This is a genomic window from Candidatus Pseudothioglobus sp. uisw_142, from assembly GCF_059512465.1.
In genome coordinates, this window is the sequence record NZ_CM183452.1 from 1,059,662 (window position 1) to 1,084,335 (window position 24,674).

Genomic DNA, 24,674 nt, shown 5'->3' on the forward strand with positions numbered 1-24,674 from the left:
CTTTATATTTGTGGATGTGCGCGCTCTACATTTGCCATCACTTTATTCAGTGCATGAACATAAGCCTTTGCTGAAGAGGTAATAATATCGGTATCAACGCCTTGACCATTAAAGACTTTTCCTTCATGCTCTAAACGAACATTAACCTCTCCCAGTGAATCTGTTCCTTGAGTCACATTTGAAACAGAATACAGCTGAAGTTTTGGATCTATATCAACCAAAGACAGGACAGCATTAAAAGTTGCGTCAACAGCTCCCGAGGTTGAAGCTGAAGCACTATGCTCATCACCGTTTATTGAAAGTGTTACATTTGCAGTATTTACTTTTCCAGATTCAGCGGAAACTTTTAGTGAAACTAAACGGATAATTTCTGTTGACTCTGTTTGAGCCTCTGAAACAAGTGCCTGAAGATCCTCATCAAAAATATCATGCTTCTTGTCAGCCAAAGTTTTAAATCTAGAAAACGCATCATTGAGAGCTTCATCAGATTCAAACTCAACGCCTAACTCGCTTAATCTTGATTTAAATGCATTTCGCCCTGAATGCTTCCCCAAAACTAGAGAGTTATTATTCCATCCAACATCTTCAGCCTTCATGATTTCATAAGTCTCTCTATGCTTTAGAACGCCATCTTGATGAATGCCTGCTTCATGAGCAAACGCATTCGCTCCGACAATCGCTTTATTGGGCTGAACCACAAAACCTGTAATTGATGAAACTAGTCTAGAAGCAGCAAGAATCCCAGTAGCATCAATATTAGTATCGCAACCAAAAACATCCTGCCTTGTTCGAACAGCCATAACAACCTCTTCTAAGGAGGTGTTTCCTGCCCTTTCACCTAGCCCATTAATCGTGCACTCTATTTGTCTCGCACCATTTAATACAGCCGACAGAGAGTTTGAAACTGCGAGCCCTAAGTCATTATGACAGTGAGCCGAAAAGATGGCTTTATCAGAGTTTGGAATTCGCTCTATCAGCTCTTTCATAGTATTACCAAACTGGAAAGGAATACTGTACCCAACGGTATCAGGAATATTAATAGTAGTTGCGCCTGCATTGATTGCAGCCTCTATAATTCTACAAAGAAAATCTGTATCTGAGCGTCCAGCATCTTCAGGGCTAAACTCAATATTATCAGTAAACTTAGTAGCTCTTTTTACTGAACGAACTGCTTGGCTTACAACCTCATCAGGCGTCATCCCGAGCTTCATTTTCATATGAATATCTGATGTCGCTATAAAGGTATGAATTCGAGACGAGTTTGCATTTTTAATAGATTCGCCTGCACGATCAATATCTTTATCGAGAGCTCTTGCTAGTGAACATATAGTTGAATCTTTTACCGCTTTAGCAACCGCCTGAACAGCTTCAAAGTCACCTTGTGAGGCGATCGCAAAACCAGCTTCAATAACATCTACCTTCATCTTTTCTAAACTTTTGGCAATACGAACTTTTTCATCCTTGGTCATTGATGCACCAGGTGATTGCTCTCCATCTCTTAAAGTTGTATCAAATATAATTAGTTTTTCGGACATTGCTTGCTCCTTTTATTTTTCCGAATTTTATCTTAAGTTGTAGTGATAGACCTTCGTCTATTATGATTATTATTGCCTTACGGCAATAATCGTAACAAAGCAAAGAGCTTGCTCAGTGAAAGTGAAGTTAATAAATTAAATACTTTAGTCATACGAGTAGATTATAGAGGAACTTAAGTTCCTTTACTTTGTTTTTTCTCGATTCGCCTTTTATTGAGTCCAGCAATAGTGATAAAAGGGCCAGAGAGTAAATAGAGAAAAAATCCAGTGAATAATACAATGTTTGGTTTATACATCAAAATGATTAGACTCAAAACAATCGATAAAAGGAATCTGAATGAGGCTTTTTTTGAATCAAGTTCTTTAAAACTATAATATCGAACGTTACTAACCATCAGAAGACCGCACAAGATTGTAATACCTGCACCAAGGTAATATCCTAAAGAAATGACCTCAGAATCAAAAGATGCAAATGTCCAAATCTTAAGCCATATCATACTAGCAATTACACCAGCAGCTGCAGGTGAAGGCAGTCCTTGAAAAAACCTTTTATCAGCTATACCAACTTGAGTATTAAATCTAGCAAGCCTTAAAGCTGCGCACGCTAAATAAACAAAGACAGCCAACCAACCAAACCTTCCCAGTTCATATAGCGACCACTCATAAACCAAAAGAGCAGGGGCTAGACCAAATGACACCAAATCTGCTAGTGAGTCATATTCAGCACCAAATGCACTCTGAGTATTGGTCAGTCGAGCTACACGGCCATCAAGTGTATCCCACATCATAGCAATCATGATTGAAATAGCGGCTATAGTGAATTCACCATTGATTGAAGAGATAATTGAATAGAATCCAGCAAACATACCAAACGTTGTTAGAACGCTTGGTAATAGGTAAATTCCTCTTTTTCTTGGTATTTTTTCAGTCATGACTTTTTAAAAAGCTGACATAATTAATTAGTATTAGTTTTTAGACTGATCAACTAATTTATTTTTTGCAATCCAAGGCATCATGGAACGTAAGCTTTCACCAACAGTTTCAATTTGATGTTTACGCTGAACATCACGACGACCTGGTAAGTCACCAACATTACTAACAAACTCTTTAGCAAAAGCACCACTTTGAATTTCACTTAAAATTTTCTTCATTTCGGCTTTTGTTTCTTTAGTAACTATTCTAGGGCCTCTTGTAACATCACCATATTCTGCAGTATTAGATATTGAATAACGCATATTTGCAATACCGCCCTCATAAAGCAAGTCTACGATTAACTTTAACTCATGTAAACACTCAAAATATGCCATTTCAGGCTCATATCCAGCCTCAACTAGTGTTTCAAATCCAGCTTGAACTAATGAAGTAGTTCCGCCGCACAAAACAACTTGCTCTCCAAATAAATCAGTTTCAGTTTCTTCTCTAAAGCTTGTTTCGAGGATGCCTGTTCTTCCACCACCAATTGCTGAAGCGTAAGAGAGTGCTATTTCTTTTGCATTACCAGAAGCATCTTGCTTAACTGCAATCAAATCTGGAATACCGCCACCCTTCACAAACTCTGAGCGAACAGTATGACCAGGCGCTTTTGGAGCAATCATAATGACATCTAGATCTTCTCTAGGAATAATCATGTCAAAATGAATATTTAAACCATGAGCAAAAGCCAAAGCTACGCCTTGCTTTAAATTAGGCTCTATATCTTGAGAATAAATGCTTGCTTGGAACTCATCTGGTGCCAAGACCATAACGACATCTGCCCATCCACTAGCATCTTCGACAGACATAACACCTAAACCAGCTTCTTTAGCTTTAATCGCTGAAGATGATCCCTCTCTAAGACCAACAACTACTTCTACCCCCGAATCCTTTAAATTGTTGGCGTGGGCATGCCCTTGAGATCCATAGCCAATAATAGCTACTTTTTTTCCTTGAATAATTGAAAGGTCTGCATCTTTGTCGTAATATCTATTCATTTTATTTCCTATAATTTAGATTAGTTTTTTTCCTCTTGAGATCCCAGTAACTCCTGTTCTTGAGATTTCAATAATATTTGATGGCTCTATTGCATCCAAAAATGCATTAATTTTCTTCGTTTTTCCTGAAACTTCTATGGTGTATATCTTATCTTTTACATCAACCACTTTACAACCAAAGATTTCCACCAACTCCTTTAAATCAACGCCCTCTTTAGAGGATGATGATATTTTTGCAAGCATTAACTCTCTCTCAACATGATCTTGACTCGTCAAATCACTCACTTTAACTACTTCAATGAGTTTATTAAGTTGCTTTACAATCTGCTCAAGAACGCGTTCACTTCCAGAAGATACAATTGTCATTCTTGAGAGCGTTGGATCATTCGTTTGAGCTACGGTAAGTGACTCAATATTAAAACCGCGTTGGGTAAAAAGACCTGCAACTCTTGACAGAGCACCTGCTTCGTCTTCTAATATAACTGAAATAATATGTCTCATAAACTACACCGCGTTAAAATCTGTTTCATCTTTAGATACCATTTCATCCCTACCTGCTAGCAACATATCACAGTGTGCACCGCCAGCTGGAATCATTGGGAATACATTTTCTGAAGGATCAGTAATAATATCAAGAAAAACAGTTCGATCTTTTTGATTAAAAGCCTCAATTAAGGCGGGCATTAAATCCTCTTCTTTTTCAACTTTAATTCCAATATGTCCATAACTCTCAGCAAGCTTAACAAAGTCTGGCAAGGCATCCATATAGGACATCGCATAACGCTTTTCATAAAAGAACTCTTGCCACTGTCTAACCATTCCTAAATATCCATTATTAAGATTAACAATCTTAACTGGGGTTGAGTATTGAAGCATCGTTGAGAGTTCTTGAAGCATCATTTGTATACTTCCCTCACCGGTCACACAAGCAACATCTTTTTCTGGCTTAGCAAGCTTAGCTCCCATTGCTGCTGGCAAGCCAAATCCCATAGTTCCAAGACCACCGGAGTTAATCCACTGTCTTGGCTCATCAAAAGGATAATATTGCGCAGCCCACATTTGGTGCTGCCCAACATCTGAAGTCACAATAGCATTTCCTTCTGTGACCTCATATAGCGCCTCGATAACTGACTGAGGCTTAATAACTCCCGGAGATTTAGCATAAGCCAGAGAGTCTACTTTTCTCCAGTCTTCAATTTGAGACCACCATTTTGAAATGTCATCAAGCTGCTTATCTTTTAATTCATCAGTTAACGCTTGAAGAACTTTTTTTGTTTGTCCAACAATTGGAATATCAGCAACGACATTTTTTGAAATTTGTGAAGGATCAATATCAATATGAATGAATTTTGCAGTTGGACAAAATTTCTCTAAATTTCCTGTAATCCTGTCATCAAAACGAGCACCAATTGCAACAACACAGTCAGATCCATGCATCGCCATATTAGCCTCATAGGTCCCATGCATTCCAAGCATTCCTAGTGATTGCTTATCAGTCATCGGGTATGCGCCCAAACCCATAAGTGTCTGAGTAATTGGGAATCCAAGCATACGCGTAAATTCACGAAGCTCTTCTGAAGCGTTACCAATTACACAACCACCACCCGCATACAGAATAGGTTTTTTTGATTTTGTAATTAGCTCAGCTGCCTTTCTAATTTGACGATTACTTGGCTTAGTAGTTGGCTTATAGGAGCGGATTTCAATTGACTCGGGATATTCTTCCTGCTCCATTTTTGCAATCGTAATATCTTTAGGAACATCAATAACTACTGGACCAGGCCTACCAGTAGTAGCAATATGGAAAGCTTTTTTTACAGTAATAGCAATCTCACTAATATCTCTAACTAGAAAATTATGTTTTACACATGAACGGGTAATGCCTGTAGCATCAACCTCTTGAAAAGCGTCCATACCAATTAGTGGTGAGGGAACTTGACCAGAAATAACAACCATAGGTATCGAGTCCATATGCGCAGTTGCAATTCCAGTAACAGCATTAGTGATTCCAGGTCCTGAAGTCACCAAAACAACCCCAGGCTTACCATTAGTTCTTGCATAGCCATCTGCACCATGGGCAGCACCCTGCTCATGACGAACAAGCACATGGGTAATTTTATCCTGAGCTTCTATTGCGTCATAGATATGAAGGACAGCTCCTCCAGGGTATCCAAAAACATGCTCAACTCCCTCTTTTTGAAGACAGTCTATTAGTATTTCAGCGCCATTCAATTCCATCGCTAATAACAGTAATTTAAAAGTTTTCGATTATACCCAAAGAATTTAACTCATAAAAGACTATGTTAAGAGCAGATTTGCTTTTAGGATAAGGGGAAAGAGAGCGAAAATTAATTGTTTTATTACAGATCGTTTTGCCAATCTTCAGAATAAAATTGTATTGGAGAGTCCGCTTCTTCAAAAGTTTCTATGCTGAAAGCATCCGGCTGGGAAAGGATTGCTGATAGTAATTGATCATTGAGCATGTGGCCTGTTCTAAAGCCTTCATAGTGGCCTATTACATTACCTCCCAAAAGGAAAAGGTCACCCACAATATCTAAAATTTTATGTTTCACAAATTCGTTATGATAGCGCATGCCATCTTCATTGAGAATGTCATCATCTGAAAGAGCAATTGCATTGTCTTTACTTGCTCCTAATGCAAGATTCTGTTTTTGAAGCATCTCAACATCTCTCTCATATCCAAATGTCCTTGCTCTAGATATTTCCTTTAAGTAAGACTGCTCTGAAAAATCAATCGTTAACTTTTGCCCACTCTCTTTTATCTTTTTATGATCAAAATCAATTTCTAATGTAACTTTAAAACCATTGTGAGGTGAAACTTGCGCCCACGACTCACCATTCTCAACTCTTATGGTATCTTTAATAACAATAAATCTTTTTGGGGCATCCTGCTCTTCAATACCTGCAGACTGAACTAAAAAAATAAATGGCGCAGATGACCCATCCATAATCGGAACTTCGAATGAATCAAGCTCAACCAATAAGTTATCCACTCCAAGGGCTGAAAGAGCTGACATTAAGTGTTCAATTGTAGATACTTTGACGCCTTGATTTTCAAGGCCAGTTGATAAAACAACCTCATTAACGAAAGCACTATGCGCATGAACCTGCTTACCTCCAGCATCTAATCTTTTAAAAACAACACCATGATCTTGTGCTGCTGGAATCAATGTTAAATTGACTACCTTTCCACTATGGATACCAACGCCACGAGCTCTAACTATTTTTTTAATTGTTCTTTGTTTAATCATTTATTAGAAATTACCTACAATCGCTTTCTTTAATTTACCCATCACTCCATTATCTCCATTAGAAACGATAAATTTAGCCTTACTTAAATCTCCTTCGTGCAAAAGGAGACCAATACTTCCAGTATATTTATAGTCCGTAAGTAAAGATTCTAATCCTGATATTCTGGATCTTTGAATTTTTCCTATTTTAACTCTTTTAGAGAAATAACCTCTAACAAGTTCTTCTATTGATTTAATTTCAGATCCGCCTCCACAAAGCACAAAGCCTGATTTGATGATAGTATCTAGATTATGGTGCTTAAGTTCATTCTTCAGTGCTTGAAAAATCTCTAAATAAGCCTCTTCAATAACTTCAGACAAATCAAGACTCGAGAGCTGATGTTGCTTCTTTGAGCCCTGGGTGAAATCAATAAATTGATCTTCACTTTGAGATATTGATTTGGCAAAACCATAACTTTCTTTAAGTCTTTTAGCTTCCTCTAAAGAGGTATCAAACGCATAGGCAATTTCTTGAGTTACTTCATCACCACCCATTTTAATAATTCCACTATGCACTATTCCCTCTTCTTGGAATACTGAGTAGCTTGTTACACCTGCACCGATATCAAGAAGGCATACGCCGCCATTTTTCTCTTCTTGAGTCAGAACTGCTTGAGATTTAGCGATTGAATTGAGTACAATTTTATCAACCTCAAGATTACTCTGTTTAAGACAATTTTCAACATTCCTAACACTTGAGCTTGATACAGTAACAATATGAACTTTAGACTCTAAAACTTGCGCCTCCATTTCCATTGGATTATCTACAACAACTGACTCATTAATTGTAAACTTCTTTTTTATAATATGAAGTTTTTCCTTATTAGTGGGAGTTGAAATGGCCATCGCAGACTCAAGAACTGATTCCAAATCTTCTGAACTAACAAATTCATTGACAGGAACTTTTCCCTTTCCATCAATACAGGTTAAATGAGTGTCCGATATATTGACGCGGAACAAAGCCAAGTCCACTCCAAAACTTTCTTGAGTTTGTTGAATTAATTTGGTAATTTGTCTTGATAAAGAATCAATTGAAAAAATAGATCCCCTTCTAACGCCTTTCGATGGACAAAAGTTATGGCCAATTATTCTTAGTTGGTCATCATCATCTTTTTCAGCAACAAGCAAAGCGATCTTTTCAGTGCCAATATCGATACTTGCTACAAAGTGATTACCTGCCATTTTAAATTAGTCAAAGAGTTTACAAAATTTTACCAAACTATTAAAAGCTTTTAATCTCAGTTGAACTATTTTTTTTAAAATCAAGCCAATCATTTAACTGTTCTAGACCAACAATTTGACCACTTAATAATCTTCTGAATAACTTAGCATTGGCTTCGCCATGATATAAGCCCAGTATATGGCGAGTCATTGAGCGAATTGGAGTGCCAGTTTTATTTTGTTTTTTAATGTAGGCCATATATTTTTTCAAAACTTGCTCTCGATCTATGAAATTGTTTTTTTCTTCAAATATGGTTTGATCTATCTCTTTAAGCAAATATGGATTATGGTAGATTGAACGCCCCATCATGACACCATCAACAAGCCCAAGGTGCTTTGTTACATCCTCACAACTTTCAATACCGCCATTAATAGTTATTTGTAAAGAAGGAAAATCTTTCTTTAGTTGATAGACCCATCCATAATTAAGTGGAGGTATCGTTCGATTTTCCTTTGGGCTTAATCCTTTAAGCCAGGCTTTACGTGCATGCACTATAAAGTGCTGGCACCCCTTACTGCTTATTTGAAATACAAAGTCAGAAAGTTCATCATAACTCTCCATATCATCAATCCCTATTCTATGTTTGACTGTCACAGGAATTTGACACTTATCCGTCATACTTTCAACGCACTGGGCGACAAGATTAGGCTCTTTCATGAGACAAGCTCCAAAGCTTCCAGATTGCACCCTGTCTGATGGACACCCAACATTTATATTGACTTCGTTATAACCCCAGTCTTGAGCAATCATGGAGGACCTGGCCATCTCTTTTGGATCGCTTCCCCCAAGCTGAAGAACGAGAGGATTTTCACTTGCATCAAAGTCTAAAAGTCGACTCTTGTCTCCATTGAGGATTGCTTTTGTTGTGATCATTTCAGTATAGAGCTGAACATTTTTACTGATTAAACGATAAAAGTACCGACAATGCTTATCGGTCCAATCCATCATAGGAGCGATGGAGACTTTTGAAGCATTCATTTGATTTTTGATGACAACTCTTCTAATGCAAAGGCAATACTTTGCGAGACAATCTCTGAACGGGCACCAGAGAAAAATTGAGTGGTCGTTTCAATGCTTCCATTAATAAAAAAACCAAAGCAGACCATACCTACTGGTTTTTCAGCAGTACCACCAGATGGACCAGCAATTCCTGTAACGGCAATGGATAGATTACTATTAGATTTTTCACCTGCTCCAAAAGCCATTTCAAAGGCAACTTTTTCACTTACAGCGCCAAATATCTCAATTGTCTTTGGATCAACCCCAAGCATGTTGACCTTTGACTCATTACTATAAGTTATAAAGCCGCAATTAAAATAAGATGATGCGCCAGCAATTGAGGTTAAAGAGCTCGATAATGAACCACCTGTGCATGACTCTGCTAAAGCAATAGTAAATTGCTTTGAAAGCATTAATTCGCTCAAATGTTTAGCTTTTAAATAGGACATTAAACTTTTCCTTTTAACGCAGAATGAATAATCTCATAAACATCCTTGGAAAGATTATCACTCTGGATAATTGAATTGAGTTGGCTCTCTTGAAGCTTAGAGTATTGAGCTGTAAACCTTCTCCAATGGTTATAAATTCCAGCAAACCTTGCAGCAATCTGAGGGTTTAGTTGATCGAGGTCAATTATAACCTCAGTTAAAAGCTGATAACCCTCTTGGCAATGAAATTGGATACTGTTTTGACTGAAAGAGCCAATCACTGAGCGTATTCTATTTGGATTTGTCATAGAGAACAATTCATGCTGCATTAAGCTTCTAACATTTTCTACTGATGAGACTGATGAAATACACTGCGCACTAAACCATTTATCCATCACCTGAACATCTGACTGATGCTGCTTATAAAACTCAGTAATGACATCAACTCTATATGGGTTTTCAGAGTCCAGAAGGCACTGAAATGCGCCAAACTGATCAGTCATACATTCTGCTTTAATGAATTGCTGATAAGCAATATCATACTCACCCAGTTTTGATAAATAACTCAAGCATTTATTTTTGAGTGCCCTTTCACCTATCGATTGTGTCGATAAATCAAAAACTTTAGGAGCGTTTAATTGATCATACAACTCCAACAGCTCGTCTTTAAAAGTGCTTGCAATAGAAAGAATCGATTTAGTACGCTGATTATGAACTTCCTGGATATCAATTTGTCCAACATTTTGATGGATAATTTGCTCTGATGGCAGACTAATCATTTCGGATAGGAGTGAATAGTCAGATTCATTATTAAAAAGATTTTTAATCATTTGAAATAAGTCTTTCTCAATAACTTGATCTGGATTAAGGACGTACTCTAACCATAAACTTTGAGCACTATCCCAACGATTAAATGGGTCAGTATCAGATGAAGCAAGATATAATTTGTTTTGAATTGAAAGATCTGAACTAAATTTAATTGGCGATGAAAAACCACGAAACCATGAAGGAATTGGCTTACTCTTTATATTATTAAATGAAATTTTTTTTACAAGTTCATCAATAATGATAAGACCAGATTCAATCTCTTCTCCGTCTTTATCAATTAACCCAAACTGATTTGGAATCATGTAGGGTGTTTTTTGATTTTTTTGTGTGAAGGTGGCGCTATAAGTTTGATTATTTTCATCATAGTCATCTTCGACACTAACTTCAGGGGTCCCAGCTTGTGAATACCAAAGCATGAAGCTTTCAAAATTTTTATCATTTGCATTCGCCATGCTCGCTACAAAATCATCAATAGTTACTGCGTCCCCATCATGCCTTTCAAAATATAATTTCATCCCTCTTTGAAATCCCTCTTCTCCCAATATCGAATGGATCATGCGAATAACTTCAGCGCCTTTTTCATAAACTGTTGAAGTATAAAAATTATCCATTGCGATGTATGACTCTGGCCTAACAGGGTGAGCCATTGGCCCTGAATCTTCAGCAAACTGTCTTGTCTTAAGTTGGATAACATCTGCAATCCTTTGGATTGCGCGAGATCTTAAATCGGAAGAAAACTCCTGGTCTCGAAAGACGGTTAATCCCTCTTTTAAGCTCAGTTGAAACCAGTCACGACACGTCACTCTGTTACCAGTCCAGTTATGAAAGTATTCATGACCGATAATGGATTCAATCCTAATAAAACTTAAATCCGTTGATGACTCTTGGCTTGCCAAAACACAGTCAGAATTAAAAATATTTAATCCTTTATTTTCCATGGCTCCCATATTAAAATCATCCACAGCAACAATCATGTAAATATCTAAATCATAACTCAGATTAAACCTTTTCTCATCCCACTCAAATGCCTTAATTAAAGACTCCATAGCAAAGGCAGTTTTGTGCATATTGTGAGGTTCGACATAAACTCTTAAGTCAACTTTTCTTCCTGTTGAAGTGATATATTCATCTTGAAGAAAATCTAACTTGCCTGCAACTAAGGCAAACAAATAGCAAGGTTTAGGGGCTGGATCATGCCAGATAGCTTGATTATTTGTTTCTTCAATTAAGTTTCCATTACTCAGGAGAACGGGATAGTGTTCTCGATTTGCATTGATCTTGGTCGTAAAGACACTAAGCACATCAGGCCTATCAAGGTAATAGGTAATTTGTCTAAAACCCATTGCTTCACATTGTGTGCAGAAATTCCCGCTGGATTGATATAATCCATTTAAATCTGTTTTGCTTTCTGGATGGATTCTAACCTTAACTTCTAAAACAAAATCATCTGGAGGATTTAACAAAAATAATCCATCCTCTTTTAGCTCATAACTTACATCCAAGCCATCCACTTTAATTGATATCAGTTCTAGTGACTCTCCATTTAAGAATAGCTCATTAACTGAATTAGCTACAACAGGGTTCTTGTAGAAGACAATACGAGATGAGACGATCGTCTCTCTGTCCCCAAGATTAAAGTCAAGCTCGGTTGTTAGTATGAGATGACTACTGGGACGATAATCTTTCCTAAAAATAGGCTCTGGCATTAGATTAGAAATAATAGTGCTCCTAAAAGAATTCGATAAACAACAAATGGAAGAAAGCCAATTCTCTCTACCAATCTAATAAAAAAAACAATTGTAAGATATGAAGTTAGAAATGCAACAACAAAACTAATTAAAAGAATGAGCCAGTCAATTTGATTTGACTCTTGGAACAAATCAATTGTTTTTAATATTGTTGCAAGAATAATCACTGGAATTGATAGAAGGAATGCAAATTTGATTGACAAGCCCCTAGATAAGCCTATGAAAAGAGCTGCAGTAATTGTAATTCCTGAGCGTGAGGTGCCTGGTATTAATGCCAAGGCCTGAAAGCACCCTATAACTAAGATATCCATACCTTGAATCATTTCGCGACTTTTGCCTAGAGACCTGTTAACCCAATCAGAGAGTCCAAGCATAATTCCAAAAAAAATGGTTGCATAAGCAACAACCTCAAAACTGCGAAGATGTGTCTCAATAGCGTCATTAAAAAGCAGGCCAGTTATTCCCACTGGAATTGTCCCTAGAAGAATGCCCCAGGCAAGCAATGAATCTCCTTGCATCCTTCTATTTGCAACTGAAGAGAAAAAATCAGCTCCAAGCATAACTAGAGTCGACCTATAGTATAAAACTACAGCGCATAGTGTAGCAAAATGAAGAATGACATCAAAAGCAAGGCCTTGATCAGGCCAATCTAAAAATTTTGGCAGGACAATTAGATGCGCAGAAGATGAAACAGGTAAAAATTCGGTAAAACCTTGAATGAAAGCTAAAGTAATTGCTTGAACAATATCCATATTAATTTTTATAGCCTTTCAGTTAAGTTCTGCTCTTTGAAGCCATCTAATTTTACTGATTGTTTCTTTGTAAGAGCCATAACTTTAAAAACCTCACCCATCGCCCCAGGCATCACTAGTTGTTTTATTTCTTGAGCAAGCTTGATTTTATTTATCTCGTTCTCTTCATCAGCAAGGAAACTTTCAATGCCCATTGAAATTAAAAACATGGACTGAGTCGAATATCCATCGACCTTAAAGCCAGAATCAATCGAGCTTTTATAAATATGTGTAAAGTTAACTGAAGCTGTTATGTCTTGATCCCCTATTTGAATAAAAGGATTATTGTTTGATTTGTGCCTATAAAAACACTTCAGGGTGCCATCAGTTCGCTGTGGATGAAAATATTCAGATTCACTCATCCCATAATCAATTAATAGGACAACGCCTTCGCTCATAAAATCATATACAGATTTAATCCAGCCATCGGATTGAAGGCTTACTTCAGTCGTATAACCCTCAGGCAGATCACCTCCATACGGAGTTTCAGATTTTAAGTAGGGCTGCTCAAACCTTTTCCATAGAAAGCAATTATCAATATAGTCTACTCCTAGCTCATAAAACTGATTGTTTGAAAATGTGATTCTTTTGACCGGAAATGCATCTAAAACCTCATTAGCAACCACCACTCCCTTAAAGTTAATGGGAAGCTCAGTTAACCATTCAACACGATCATAAATTTCAGGCAAGGCCTTTTCAAGAGTCTGTTGCTGTATTTTTTTAAGTTGGGCACTCAATTCAATAATAAAGTATTTTTCAGGAAGTGAATTTTGCCTTCCTAATTCAAATAGGATTTGTGCGGCAAGTATTCCGCTTCCAGCCCCAAACTCTAGAATATTTCCGTTATTTAAAACCTGTTTACACTGCCTGGCGAGACAAAAGCCAAAAAGATCGGACGTTTCTGGTGCTGTAATAAAGTCTCCTTTATGGCCAAATATCGTTTTATTTGATCGATAATAGCCAAACTGATGATGATACAAAGCAAGATTCATAAAAACATCAAAACCAATTGGATTGTTATTGTCCTTAATGGTTTTAGATATAATATCTTCGAGGCTCATATGTGGAAATATTTTATACTGTGATCGCTATATAAATTTTATAAAACAACAAATACATTTTTTAAGAGAATTCAATGAAAACAGCATTAATTACCGGTGGCGCAGCAAGAATTGGCGCTCAGATTGTCAAAACCCTTCATCACAATCAATTTAACATTATTATTCACTGCAATCAATCAAAAGATAAAGCTCAATTACTATGTGATGAACTTAATGCAGTTCGGGCTAATTCTGTAGAGATTGTCTTAGGGAATTTAAACAATATAGATGAACTCGATTCTCTAGTTAGCTCAATTGAGTCAATAGATTTATTAGTCAATAATGCTTCTGTTTTTTATCCAAAATCAGTCGAGGATAGTGAAATGAAAGATTGGGATGATTTGATAAATATTAACCTAAGAGCACCTTTTTTCTTATCCAAGGGACTAAGTAAAACACTATCCAAAAATGATGGCTCAATTATTAATATTATTGATATACATTCTGAAAGGCCATTAAAAAAACATGCCATTTACAACATCTCCAAAGCAGGCTTAAAAATGCTGACTCAAACCTTGGCTAAAGAGCTTGCTCCCAGAATTAGAGTTAATGGTGTTTCCCCAGGTTCAATTCTTTGGCCTCAGGACAGTGCTGAAATCTCTGAAGATGATAAAAGTCTTATGCTAGAAAGAATAGCACTTCATAGGCAAGGCTCTCCTCAGGATATTGCAGACACAGTATTATTTTTAGCAAACTCAAACTATATTACAGGTCAAATAATCAATATTGATGGCGGTCGCACCCTAAACCAGTAAATAGGATGTGTAGGTCAATATGTGGTATAATTATCTTGTCAAACATTTTTTTGACCAACAAGAATTTTTTTATAATATTTCAACAAATTTATAAAATCGAAATATTGTAACGAACTATTTTTTTATGGGCTTATTGGTGCCACATACATAACTTATTTAGCAATTGATGAATCTTTTTAATCAAACCTTAATTCCTATTCAATACTTAAGTATTGGGGATATGTACGCACTCAATAGTCCAGATATAACAGGACTACATAATGAATCACATTCTCATAAATGCTACCCACAAGGAAGAGATCCGGGTTGCAATCGTCAGGAACCAAAAGCTTACTGACCTTAATATAGAAACAAGCCTTAATAGGAAAACTAAAGGCAATATCTACAAAAGCTAAAATTTCACGCGTTGAGCAATCCTTAGAGGCTGCATTCGTTGACTATGGTAAAGAAAAACATGGCTTCCTCCCCTTCAAAGAGGTTTCTCCTTTTTTTGCCGAAGGCATTAAACCAAAAGGTGACAAACTCACTATAAGTGATGTCCTTAAAGAAGGGCAAGAAATTATCATCCAGGTTGAAAAAGAAGAGCGAGGCAATAAAGGCGCTGCCCTTAGCACCTATATCAACTTGGCGGGTGCTTATATGATTTTGACGCCAAACAACCCTAAAAGCTCAGGAATCTCAAGGCAAATTAATGCTTCAGATCGCCAAGACTTAAAAAATTTACTGCCAAGCCTTAATGTCCCAAAACATTCAGGATTAATTATCAGAACTGAAGGTGCTGGAAGAGGAGTGAGTGAACTTCAGTGGGAAGTTGATCATTTAACTCAGCTCTGGAAATCTATTAAAACAGAAACTAAAAATCAGGATGGCCCTTTTTTAATCTATCAAGAAAGTGATATTACAATTAGAGCTCTTCGTGACTATTTGAGAGAAGATACTGATAGTGTCATTATTGATGACTTAGAAACCTTCCAAAAGGCGCGTGATTTTACAAATTTTGTAATGCCTCACTATCTTGATAAATTAAAATTTTTTGATGTAACTGACCACTCACTTTTTGCTCACATGAGTATAGAGTCACAAGTTAAAAATGTCTTTAACAGGGAAGTCGCCTTAAGGTCAGGTGCAACAATTGTGTTTGATGCAACAGAGGCACTTACAGCAATTGATATTAACTCTGCAAGGGCAACTAAAGGTACTAATATTGAAGATACTGCTTACAAGGCTAATCTAGATGCTGCTGAGGAAATTGCATTACAACTTCAATTGAGAGATATTGGTGGTCTTGTAGTTATTGACTTTATTGATATGGCATCAGAGTCTAATAGAACTGCTATCGAAAAACTAATGGAAAAAGCAACGGCAAACGATAGAGCTCGCGTTCAAATTGGAAACATTTCAAGATTTGGTTTACTTGAATTATCGCGTCAAAGACTCATGAACTCAGTTGCAGAATCAACTGGAAAAACTTGTTCAGTATGTAATGGAAGTGGAACAAACCCAACCATACCTTCGTTGTCATTAAGAATTATTCGTCAACTAGAGGATAATCTCAATTCGAACAAAAATGGTGGCGATATAACAATACAGTCAAGCGTTGAAGTTATAACCTACTTATTGAATGAAAAGAGACAGAACATTATCAAAATGGAAGAGAAGCATGGCATTAAAATTACGCTACTTCCAAATCAATATATGCACTTTCCCCAATATACAGTGAACAAACAGAAGGGAGATAAAAGGTCCCACCATAAGAGCTTCCAAGGCGTATCAAAGCCCCAGGAAAACCCAAATGTTATTAATTATGTTGATAAACCTGATATTCCTGCAATATCAACTAATCAACCATCTACGAAAATGCCTGAAAAGAAAGTCTCATTTATGAGCAAGCTCACTGAAATATTCTCTTCAGATAAAAAACCTGCCCCAAAATCTAAAAATACAAGAGCTCCAAGTCGAAGTAGAAGCAGAAATCAGAATAGGAACCAGAATAGGAACCAGAATAAGAGCCAGAATAAGAGCCAGAATAATAGCCAGAATAAGAGTTCACAGGAAAATCAGAACAATGCTCATAATCCAAAACCTACTTCTAATGATTCAAAGAGTGAAGGTCAAAAAAATAAAAACAATCAAAACAGAAATAGAAATAGAAATAGAAATCAGAAAAATACTACAAATACTAACTACAAGCCAAGTGATGAAGTGACCAAACCTATTGAGGTCGCTACGAAGCCTGTTGAGGTCGCTACGAAGCCTGTTGAGGTCGCTACGAAGCCTGTTGAGGTCGCTACGAAGCCTGTTGAGGTCGCTACGAAGCCTGTTGAGGTCGCTACGAAGCCTGTTGAGGTCGCTACGAAGCCTGTTGAGGTCGCTACGAAGTCTGTTGAGGTCGCTGCTAAAACAGACAAGAAGACAGACTCTAAGGCTCCCAAGAAAACAACTCGTAAGCCAGCAAAAAAGGTAGCTTCCAAAGCCAAGCCTAAAACTGTGAATGATGCTGAACAGTTATCAGAGGAAAATCAAAACTCAAAGACTAAGTCTGATGAAAAAGCTTCATAAAACTTTATGAATAAATTTGGTGTAATTGGAAACCCTGTAGATCATAGCTTATCACCTATGATTCATCATGAATTTGCAAAAGAATTTGATATCGAAGTCTCTTATGAAAAAATTTTCTCACCAGTTGACGCGTTCAATTCTACAGCAGAGAAATTTATCAGTAGTAATAGCTCTGGATTCAATATTACTCTGCCCTTTAAAATCAATGCCTATAACTTTGCAGATGACTTAACTGATGAAGCAAAAGCTGCAGGATCAGTAAATACCATTAAAGTTTATAACAACATTATCGTTGGAGAAAACACTGATGGTAAAGGGCTTGTTAATGATCTTGAAAGAAATTTAGAACAAACTCTTCGAAACAAAGAAATTTTAATTATTGGTGCTGGTGGTGCAACTCGCGGCATTTTAAAACCAATACTCGATCAAAAGCCTGAGAAAATTTTATTAGCTAATCGTACAAAAGAAAAATCGTTGAGATTGGCAAATGAATTTTCAAAGTATGGAAAAGTTTGTGGGTTTGGTATTGATCAAATCAAATCTAAGCCTGTTGATATTGTTATTAATGCAACCAGTACTTCCATAGATGGAGCTATGCTTAATTTGCCCAAAGGTCTCTGTGAGGGTGCTTTGTGTTATGACTTGATGTATGGATCTGAGACGTCTTTCATGAAGAGTGCTTGGAAAGATTCAGCTCTCATCATTAGTGATGGATTAGGAATGCTGGTTGAGCAAGCTGCACTTTCATTTGAATTTTGGCTTGGCAAGAAACCTTCAACTAAGCCTGTAATTAATCTAATTAGGGAGAGAGTCGACCTATAATCCATTCATTCTCTTGACGTTCGTAAATAAATCGATCATGAAGTCGATTAGCTCTGCCCTGCCAAAATTCAATACTTTGTGGCACAATCCTATATCCTCCCCAAAACTCAGGCAAAGGAATCTCACCCTTTGAAAATTTCTTTTTCATTGAAGCAAACTGTTCAATGAGTACTGACCTTGATGAAATTATTGCAGACTGCTGTGAAGCCCAAGCACCAATCTGGGAGTCTTTAGGCCTTGAAGAGAAGTACTTAAAAGATTCTTGTTTTGAGATTTTTTCAACTTTACCAATAATTTTGACTTGTCTCTCTAAAGCAAGCCACGGAAAAAGAACAGCAGCCTGTGGATTTTTTTGAATTTGTTTTGATTTTTTAGATTCATAATTTGTAAAAAAAACAAAACCATTCTCATCAAAGTACTTAAGAAGCACAGTTCTGATTCCAATAGAATCATCGGACGTTGCAAGGCTCATTGCAGTTGGTTCAATGATTTCAGCCTCCATTGCCTGAGAGAACCATAGTGAAAACTGCTCAACTGGACTACTTTTGAGATCTTCTCTCACAATACCACTTTGAAGGTACTCTTTTCTAAGATTACTTAAATCACCTGCTTTTGTCATAATAATATTTTTAAAAAGGAATTAAATTGCTTTTTTTTGACTCAGTTAAATGTTTAGTAATTAATGATTTTATAGGTGGAAATCGATCTGCAAACTTTAGAACTAATTTACGAATTTTCTTAGCTTTTGCGTCGTCATTTGTAAACAATGAAACCACACCATTAGTTCCAAAATACATTAGCCTTGATAGGTGGATTTGTTTATTTTCAAATTCCCTTAATACCCGATCTGACCCAATATCTAATCCAGAATTTAAAGCTTTAGCCATTGCACTAGCTAGAATATTTTGCCCCCTAAGGCCTAAATTAAAGCCATGTGCTGTCACAGGGTGCATTCCAACCGCAGCATCTCCAATAAGTGCAAAACGAGTAGATCTAAACTTTTGAGCATAAACACCCACCAATGGATATGAGTATCTTTCACTTATCTGTTTCATTTCTCCTAAACTATGATTGAAGCCAACACTTGCAAGCTTACAAAATTTTTCTTTATCCATATTAAGCATTTCATCTGCTTGATCAGTTGAAACAGTTAGAACTACTGACGAAATATTGCCATTCAATGGTAAAAGAGCAAGAGTGTGACCATAGTTAAAACATTCAAGTGCAGTTTGTTCATGGTCTTTTTCATGAGAAACTCTTGTGATTATCATAACTTTAGAGAAATCCTTCATTGTAGAAGAAATACCCATCTTACGCCTAATTTCTGAGAATCGACTATCAGCAGCCACAACAAGTTTAGAATAAATAGTCTCACCATTGGACAGGATAACTTCAGCATCTGAAACACTAGTTTTAACTGATTCAACAGAAATTTCATTAATAAGCATTAAATTATCTGAAGAAAATGCTTTATTGTACAAAGCTAGTTTAATTTGATGATTAGGAACAAGATAACCAAGCGCTCCCATTGAAGATTTTTTTGCAGCAAAATTTAATAGTGAATCTGAATCACCATCAAAAACCTTTGCTTCCTTCAAAGGACTGACACTAGATTGATCAATTAAATCCCATACCCCTAACTTTTGTAGAATTTTTAATGAGTTATGAGTCAGTGCAGTCTCTCTTCCATCAGGTTGAGGGTTGGAAATTGATTCCTTTTTAGACCTATCTACAACTAATACTTTCAAATTTAAATCAATTAAGGAGCAAGCAAAACTTAACCCAGCTGGACCAGCCCCCACAATGATTACATCATATTTTTTTTCTGTTTTTAATTGACTCATTAAATAAAATATAAATTATTAAAAAGTATTAATTATCTTTTGAAACTTTAATTTTGCTTAGCCAATAAGCACTTTTTTCAAGATCTTGATCTGTCCCAATACCCTGTTTATACATTTCAGCAACTTTGATTTGAGAGTCTAAATTGCCTTGCCTTGCAGCAAATATATAGTAATCATATGCCCTGATATGGCTCTGTTCAACCCCCTCTCCAAATTCATACATCACACCTAAGTTATATTTAGCATCTAAATAACTTTGATCAGAAGCTAAACTTAACCAATAAAAAGCTTTATTTAAATCTCTGGTTACCCCCGCACCTAGATAATACAAAGCACCTAAGGTGTATTGCGCCTTAGGATCTGATTGATCAGCTGCTGTCTTTATGTAAGTGTATCCTTTTTTATTATCTTGCTCAACCCCAAATCCACTAAGGTACATTACACCAAGAGCAGTCAAAGAATCTAAATTCCCAGATTTAGATGAAAGCTCAAAAGCCTTCAATGCCTTTTCATATTCTTTAGACTCAACCAGCTGCTTTCCTCTCTCATAAAGACTGTCTTCAGCATTAACAGATGTATGATAAAACAAAGAAAAAGTGACTAAAAGTATTAATTTGAGAAGAATAGGTTTAGATGATTTAGTAGTTATATTCATTGAAGTATTAAAAATTGATGATGAAGGGAACTTTAAAACCAATATTTTACATTTTTTTAGATCTTAAACTCCATCGCGTGGAATAAACTCTAGCACAGTTGCATTAATACAATATCTAGGTAAACCATTTGGGCCATCATTAAAGACATGTCCAAGATGAATATCTGAGCTTACAGAGCGAATCTCAATTCGCGTCATTCCATAACTATTATCAACTACTTCATATACTTCGTTATCAACTGGCTGAGTAAAAGATAGCCAGCCTGATTTCGAATCAAAGCGGTGTGCAGTGTCAAAGAGAGGCTTACCAGATAATTTATCTACAAAAATACCTTCAGGGGTATCTTTAAATATCTCATATTGTACGCAGAATCTTTTATCAGTTCCTTCGTTAAAAGCTACCTTGTGGGCCTCTGAACCTATACCTAACTTAAAATCACCCAGAGCCTTATAGAATTCCTCAGAGTTCATAATTCCTTGATGAGACCAAACTTCTTTTCCATCCTCAACAAAAATAATGGTTGGTGTTGCCCAAGTCGGCGTTTCAATATTAAATCCCTTGAGAGCTGATGCAGGAGTTGACCTAAGCGGAATAGTTCCTTGATAATTGGAGGTCACTTTTCTTTCAAACTCTAAACAAAAAAGACAGGTACCCTCTACTTCTGGACCAATAACAATTATTTCTTTGCCTCCAAGGGGAATTATTTGTTGTCCAAAGTCTTCATTTGAAGCAAGTTCAATAAACTTAACGCCAGTAGAATGATCAGGGCAATAGCCATTTGGATTTCTTAAAAGGTAATCCTGGTGATAATTTTCTGCGGGCCAAAACTTCTCTAATACAGTCATCTCAGTAACAATTTCACCATAACCTTTGGCATTTAATAATTTTTGGTAAGCTTTACCTGTCTCTACAGCAATATTTTTTTGATTTTCATTGGTCCAATAGATAGCAGATCGGTAGTTATTACCTACATCGTTACCTTGTCTATTTACCTGAGTAGGATCATGGATTTCCCAAAAGTTCCTTACTAAATCCTCAGTAGAAACTTGACTTGTGTCATAGACTACCTTGACAGTTTCAGTATGGTTAATTAATGAACCTTTATTTTTGGACTTTTCCTCTTCAGAAAGTCCGATATTTTTAAGAACAGACAAAAAGCCTTCACTTTGTATTCTTCTGTTTTTAAGTACATCTTCATAAGTTGGATTTTCATAGCTACCACCAGAGTATCCAGAAACAACATCAACAACACCATCGATACTTTCAAAGTTTTTTTCAACCCCCCAAAAACAACCCGCTGCAAAGAAAATTTCCAAAATCACAATTAATCCTAATTCAAATATTATAAAAAAAATTGTACACTGTAACTAATGAATTTATTGTGTTGAATATATGAAGATTAAATAAAATCAATACTTCTTGATTATGTCACATTTGGAAGTTTAAGTAAAAAATAAAATACTAAGAATTGCATTAACTTCTATTTAAGTATTATCTTTACTTTAAAAACATAGAATATTTTGAAAATTTGGACAAAGAAATGATTTTTGAGATAGTCATCACTTTAACAAATTAGTTAAATTTACCTATTGTGCAACCCTCAGATAACCCATTAAATATGGCTTTGATATAGTTATCTTATTTGTTTTCTTATTTGATATTACACGCATAGAAAATCCTTTACCAATTGCATCCCTCAAAAATCCATCACTAAATTCAATCTCCATAATTTCAGTAAAGTCACAGGCATTGTTATTGCAATTTGCTGCATTTGCTGAAGCAACATATAACTCTAGCTCACTCTGCTCACAGTTGTTCCATTTATCACAAAAGCTGATCACATAATAATCTCTTCTACTTTTAGAATTATATGTAATAGAAATATTAAGTTTATGTGTAACTATTCCATTATTTTGATCCTTAAAGCCTTCTATAAAATAATTTGTTAAATCTTTATCAATATCTAAAATTACATTATTTGATGACTCAGATATTTCTGAGCTAATAAACTGAGAATTATTTTGCAAAATAGTCACCATGGTTGCAAAATCCTCTGACTCTTTCAAATCTTTATCTGCTTGAATTTTTTCATCTCGTGCATTTGTCAATTGCAAAGTTACTACTGAAACCATGTGAGCTGAACTTAACTTTGACGCCTCAACAAGATTTTCTTCATGAGAAAGACCAAGATTAAGAATTCTTTGAGTTACTTGTTTAGAAGATGGAACAGCATCAAGCTCAACAGACGAACAACCAATTAATCCAATAGAAATAGATAAAATTAAGAATAGTTTTTTCATGATTAACTATAGTAATTGAGATAAGGAGATTATAACTGATTGAGGTAATTTTTTTATTCAAATACTAACTAATGGGTTAGTATTGATTAATACACTTAATTTAAATTTTTTGGTAGTCGCGGGCAGATTCGAACTGCCGACTTCCACCATGTCAAGGTGACACTCTAACCAACTGAGTTACGCGACTAAGAAATCGGAATTATACTGATTCAAATGTTTTTTTGATAATCTTTTGGATATTACTTGCTGCTTCATATCGATTTAAAGCATTTTTAATTGGTCTACCAACAACAATATAGTCAGAGCCACTTTTAAATGCTGTAGCAACATCAACGACACGCTTTTGATCATCATCATTTGCTACAGGTCTTATTCCTGGAGTTACACAAATTAATTTATTATCTACATACTTTCTAATGAATGGAACTTCCAGACCTGATGAAACAATTCCGTCACAGCCAGCCTCAAATGCCCTTTTAGCTCTAGAGATTACTAAATCTTGAACATCGCAATCAAACCCTAAATCATCGAGATCTCCTCGATCTAAGCTCGTTAAAGCTGTAACAGCAAGGATTTTCAAGTCATTTTTGTTTTCCGATGCTTTCTCCATTAAAGCTTGATTACCATGAATAGTAGCAAAGGTTGCTCCATAGTCACTGAGTCTTGAAATTGTTCTTGCAACAGTCTCAGGCACATCAAAAAACTTTAGGTCTACAAAAACTTTTTTATCTTTCTTTATTAACCAGTCTAGCAACTCAAAATACTTTCCAGTCATCAACATTTCCATACCAATTTTATAAAAATTGACACTATCATCAAGCTCAGAGACAATATCCTTAGCTTCAGATACTTCTGGAACATCAAGAGCAAAAATTAAACGATCTTTAAGCTTAATATCTTTCAAGGCAATAACGGATAAATAAAGGTTGTTTATTATACGTTAAATACTAAAAATTATTTCTTTGAGATTCCCTTTTTAACCAGATTAAATACTATATTTGCAGCACGCTCGCCCAGATGAATTTGGTCAAACAGTAACCACTGCCCTTTTGATCTTGCAATCTTATCCCAAGGCTGTTTAAAAATATAATGATGCATTACGCCCCCATAAATTCTCCTCATTAATGGAATTGATTTTGGATCATAGTCATTGATGCATGAAAACTCTCTAAGGGCTAAGTCACTCCAAAGACTTTCAGATACTGGTAATATGGATAAATCTCTCTCTTGAGCAGTTTTTCTAATAAAGTCATTAAACTTATTAACATGCTGGTTAACTTGCGAGTCTTTAATTTCCCCTATAGGAGGAAGAGTACATAGAAAAACTTTATCGACACTAATGAGTTTATCCAGAAGTTCCAGTAATAGTTTTTGATAAATTTGAAATGAAGGAATATCTGGAAGGTTATTATTTCTTTTATATCGCTTTCCAGAATTAGAATTAAAAGAGGCCATAGCGTCGTTACTTCCAATCATCAAAATGATAACATCCGGATTACTCTTTAATATTGGCTCCAGTCTTTGGTGCACCTGCCAAACAACATCACCATTAATTCCTTCATTTAAAAATATATCTGAAGGAAATTCTTTTCTTAATTTATCAACCCAGCTAATTCCTATATTTCCATGAGTTAATGAATCACCAATGCATGCAATAATTCTTTGATTTTTTTCTAATTTATTATTTAAATTGTCAACAGCTCTTCCTTTAGGAGGGGCGGAGATAATTTTTGAGACATAAAAAAAAGCTGCTGCAAAAGAAATTACAACAGCTACTATGACTAACAGAAAAACAATAGCCATAAA

Annotated in this window: 23 protein-coding genes and 1 tRNA gene; 4 read left to right on the forward strand and 20 right to left on the reverse strand. The window is 35.9% G+C overall.

The annotated features are described in order from the left end of the window. Positions 1-2 precede the first annotated feature (2 nt). The 12 genes from AC5YGB_RS05430 to AC5YGB_RS05485 all read right to left on the reverse strand — a co-directional run bounded on the left by AC5YGB_RS05430 (position 3) and on the right by AC5YGB_RS05485 (position 13,893). Positions 3-1,535, reverse strand: coding sequence for a 2-isopropylmalate synthase (locus AC5YGB_RS05430; RefSeq protein ID WP_020025319.1), 1,533 nt, complete (start codon positions 1,533-1,535; stop codon positions 3-5). A 173-nt stretch (positions 1,536-1,708) separates the two neighbouring features. Next, positions 1,709-2,467, reverse strand: coding sequence for a CDP-diacylglycerol--serine O-phosphatidyltransferase (pssA, locus tag AC5YGB_RS05435; RefSeq protein WP_496136871.1), 759 nt, complete (start codon positions 2,465-2,467; stop codon positions 1,709-1,711). A 33-nt stretch (positions 2,468-2,500) separates the two neighbouring features. Further along, positions 2,501-3,505: a ketol-acid reductoisomerase gene (gene ilvC / locus AC5YGB_RS05440; protein ID WP_496136872.1), complete on the reverse strand. Its 1,005-nt coding sequence runs from the start codon at positions 3,503-3,505 to the stop codon at positions 2,501-2,503. Between the two features lie 15 nt (positions 3,506-3,520). Further along, positions 3,521-4,006, reverse strand: a complete 486-nt coding sequence (ilvN, locus tag AC5YGB_RS05445; protein WP_020024702.1) for an acetolactate synthase small subunit — start codon at positions 4,004-4,006, stop codon at positions 3,521-3,523. 3 nt (positions 4,007-4,009) lie between these two features. After that, positions 4,010-5,743 carry a biosynthetic-type acetolactate synthase large subunit gene (gene ilvB / locus AC5YGB_RS05450; protein ID WP_496136873.1) on the reverse strand — a complete coding sequence of 578 codons (1,734 nt, stop codon included), beginning with the start codon at positions 5,741-5,743 and terminating at the stop codon, positions 4,010-4,012. Positions 5,744-5,865: 122 nt separating this feature from the next. Then, the gene (lpxC, locus tag AC5YGB_RS05455) at positions 5,866-6,777 is read right to left on the reverse strand and encodes a UDP-3-O-acyl-N-acetylglucosamine deacetylase (protein ID WP_496136874.1); all 912 of its coding nucleotides are present in this window, start codon (positions 6,775-6,777) and stop codon (positions 5,866-5,868) included. 3 nt (positions 6,778-6,780) lie between these two features. Further along, positions 6,781-7,998 carry a cell division protein FtsA gene (gene ftsA / locus AC5YGB_RS05460; RefSeq protein ID WP_496136875.1) on the reverse strand — a complete coding sequence of 406 codons (1,218 nt, stop codon included), beginning with the start codon at positions 7,996-7,998 and terminating at the stop codon, positions 6,781-6,783. A gap of 40 nt (positions 7,999-8,038) precedes the next feature. Continuing rightward, positions 8,039-9,016: a tRNA dihydrouridine(20/20a) synthase DusA gene (gene dusA, locus AC5YGB_RS05465; protein WP_496136876.1), complete on the reverse strand. Its 978-nt coding sequence runs from the start codon at positions 9,014-9,016 to the stop codon at positions 8,039-8,041. Then, the gene (locus tag AC5YGB_RS05470; RefSeq protein WP_496136877.1) at positions 9,013-9,486 is read right to left on the reverse strand and encodes a nicotinamide-nucleotide amidohydrolase family protein; all 474 of its coding nucleotides are present in this window, start codon (positions 9,484-9,486) and stop codon (positions 9,013-9,015) included. Before AC5YGB_RS05470 ends, dusA begins: the two co-directional genes overlap by 4 nt. After that, the gene (pepN, locus tag AC5YGB_RS05475; RefSeq protein WP_496136878.1) at positions 9,486-11,999 is read right to left on the reverse strand and encodes an aminopeptidase N; all 2,514 of its coding nucleotides are present in this window, start codon (positions 11,997-11,999) and stop codon (positions 9,486-9,488) included. Before pepN ends, AC5YGB_RS05470 begins: the two co-directional genes overlap by 1 nt. Further along, positions 11,999-12,793: an undecaprenyl-diphosphate phosphatase gene (locus AC5YGB_RS05480; protein WP_496136879.1), complete on the reverse strand. Its 795-nt coding sequence runs from the start codon at positions 12,791-12,793 to the stop codon at positions 11,999-12,001. Before AC5YGB_RS05480 ends, pepN begins: the two co-directional genes overlap by 1 nt. Before the next feature lie 8 nt (positions 12,794-12,801). After that, positions 12,802-13,893 carry an SAM-dependent methyltransferase gene (locus AC5YGB_RS05485; protein ID WP_496136880.1) on the reverse strand — a complete coding sequence of 364 codons (1,092 nt, stop codon included), beginning with the start codon at positions 13,891-13,893 and terminating at the stop codon, positions 12,802-12,804. Between the two features lie 74 nt (positions 13,894-13,967). On the opposite strand from AC5YGB_RS05485, the gene AC5YGB_RS05490 reads away from it, so the two are divergent. The 4 genes from AC5YGB_RS05490 to aroE all read left to right on the forward strand — a co-directional run bounded on the left by AC5YGB_RS05490 (position 13,968) and on the right by aroE (position 18,068). Further along, the gene (locus tag AC5YGB_RS05490) at positions 13,968-14,687 is read left to right on the forward strand and encodes a pteridine reductase (RefSeq protein WP_496136881.1); all 720 of its coding nucleotides are present in this window, start codon (positions 13,968-13,970) and stop codon (positions 14,685-14,687) included. A gap of 260 nt (positions 14,688-14,947) precedes the next feature. After that, entirely contained in the window at positions 14,948-15,082 is a 135-nt protein-coding gene (locus tag AC5YGB_RS05495; protein WP_496136882.1) for a hypothetical protein, read from the forward strand. Between the two features lies 1 nt (position 15,083). Continuing rightward, entirely contained in the window at positions 15,084-17,246 is a 2,163-nt protein-coding gene (locus AC5YGB_RS05500; protein ID WP_496138018.1) for an Rne/Rng family ribonuclease, read from the forward strand. Between the two features lie 6 nt (positions 17,247-17,252). Further along, the gene (gene aroE, locus AC5YGB_RS05505) at positions 17,253-18,068 is read left to right on the forward strand and encodes a shikimate dehydrogenase (protein ID WP_496136883.1); all 816 of its coding nucleotides are present in this window, start codon (positions 17,253-17,255) and stop codon (positions 18,066-18,068) included. Here aroE and pdxH read toward each other — a convergent pair. The 8 genes from pdxH to AC5YGB_RS05545 all read right to left on the reverse strand — a co-directional run bounded on the left by pdxH (position 18,046) and on the right by AC5YGB_RS05545 (position 24,671). Continuing rightward, positions 18,046-18,687, reverse strand: coding sequence for a pyridoxamine 5'-phosphate oxidase (gene pdxH, locus AC5YGB_RS05510; RefSeq protein WP_496136884.1), 642 nt, complete (start codon positions 18,685-18,687; stop codon positions 18,046-18,048). The genes aroE and pdxH overlap by 23 nt on opposite strands. 10 nt (positions 18,688-18,697) lie before the next feature. Continuing rightward, the gene (ubiM, locus tag AC5YGB_RS05515; protein WP_496136885.1) at positions 18,698-19,912 is read right to left on the reverse strand and encodes a 5-demethoxyubiquinol-8 5-hydroxylase UbiM; all 1,215 of its coding nucleotides are present in this window, start codon (positions 19,910-19,912) and stop codon (positions 18,698-18,700) included. Between the two features lie 28 nt (positions 19,913-19,940). After that, positions 19,941-20,567, reverse strand: a complete 627-nt coding sequence (locus AC5YGB_RS05520) for a tetratricopeptide repeat protein (RefSeq protein WP_496136886.1) — start codon at positions 20,565-20,567, stop codon at positions 19,941-19,943. Between the two features lie 63 nt (positions 20,568-20,630). Next, positions 20,631-21,890 carry a peptide-methionine (S)-S-oxide reductase MsrA gene (msrA, locus tag AC5YGB_RS05525; RefSeq protein WP_496136887.1) on the reverse strand — a complete coding sequence of 420 codons (1,260 nt, stop codon included), beginning with the start codon at positions 21,888-21,890 and terminating at the stop codon, positions 20,631-20,633. Positions 21,891-22,154: 264 nt separating this feature from the next. After that, positions 22,155-22,868 carry a putative periplasmic lipoprotein gene (locus AC5YGB_RS05530; RefSeq protein ID WP_496136888.1) on the reverse strand — a complete coding sequence of 238 codons (714 nt, stop codon included), beginning with the start codon at positions 22,866-22,868 and terminating at the stop codon, positions 22,155-22,157. Positions 22,869-22,978: 110 nt separating this feature from the next. Continuing rightward, a tRNA-Val gene (locus AC5YGB_RS05535) sits at positions 22,979-23,055 on the reverse strand. Between the two features lie 12 nt (positions 23,056-23,067). Continuing rightward, the gene (gene pyrF / locus AC5YGB_RS05540; protein WP_496136889.1) at positions 23,068-23,772 is read right to left on the reverse strand and encodes an orotidine-5'-phosphate decarboxylase; all 705 of its coding nucleotides are present in this window, start codon (positions 23,770-23,772) and stop codon (positions 23,068-23,070) included. 50 nt (positions 23,773-23,822) lie between these two features. Further along, positions 23,823-24,671, reverse strand: coding sequence for a GDSL-type esterase/lipase family protein (locus AC5YGB_RS05545; RefSeq protein WP_496136890.1), 849 nt, complete (start codon positions 24,669-24,671; stop codon positions 23,823-23,825). Between the last annotated feature and the right edge of the window lie 3 nt (positions 24,672-24,674).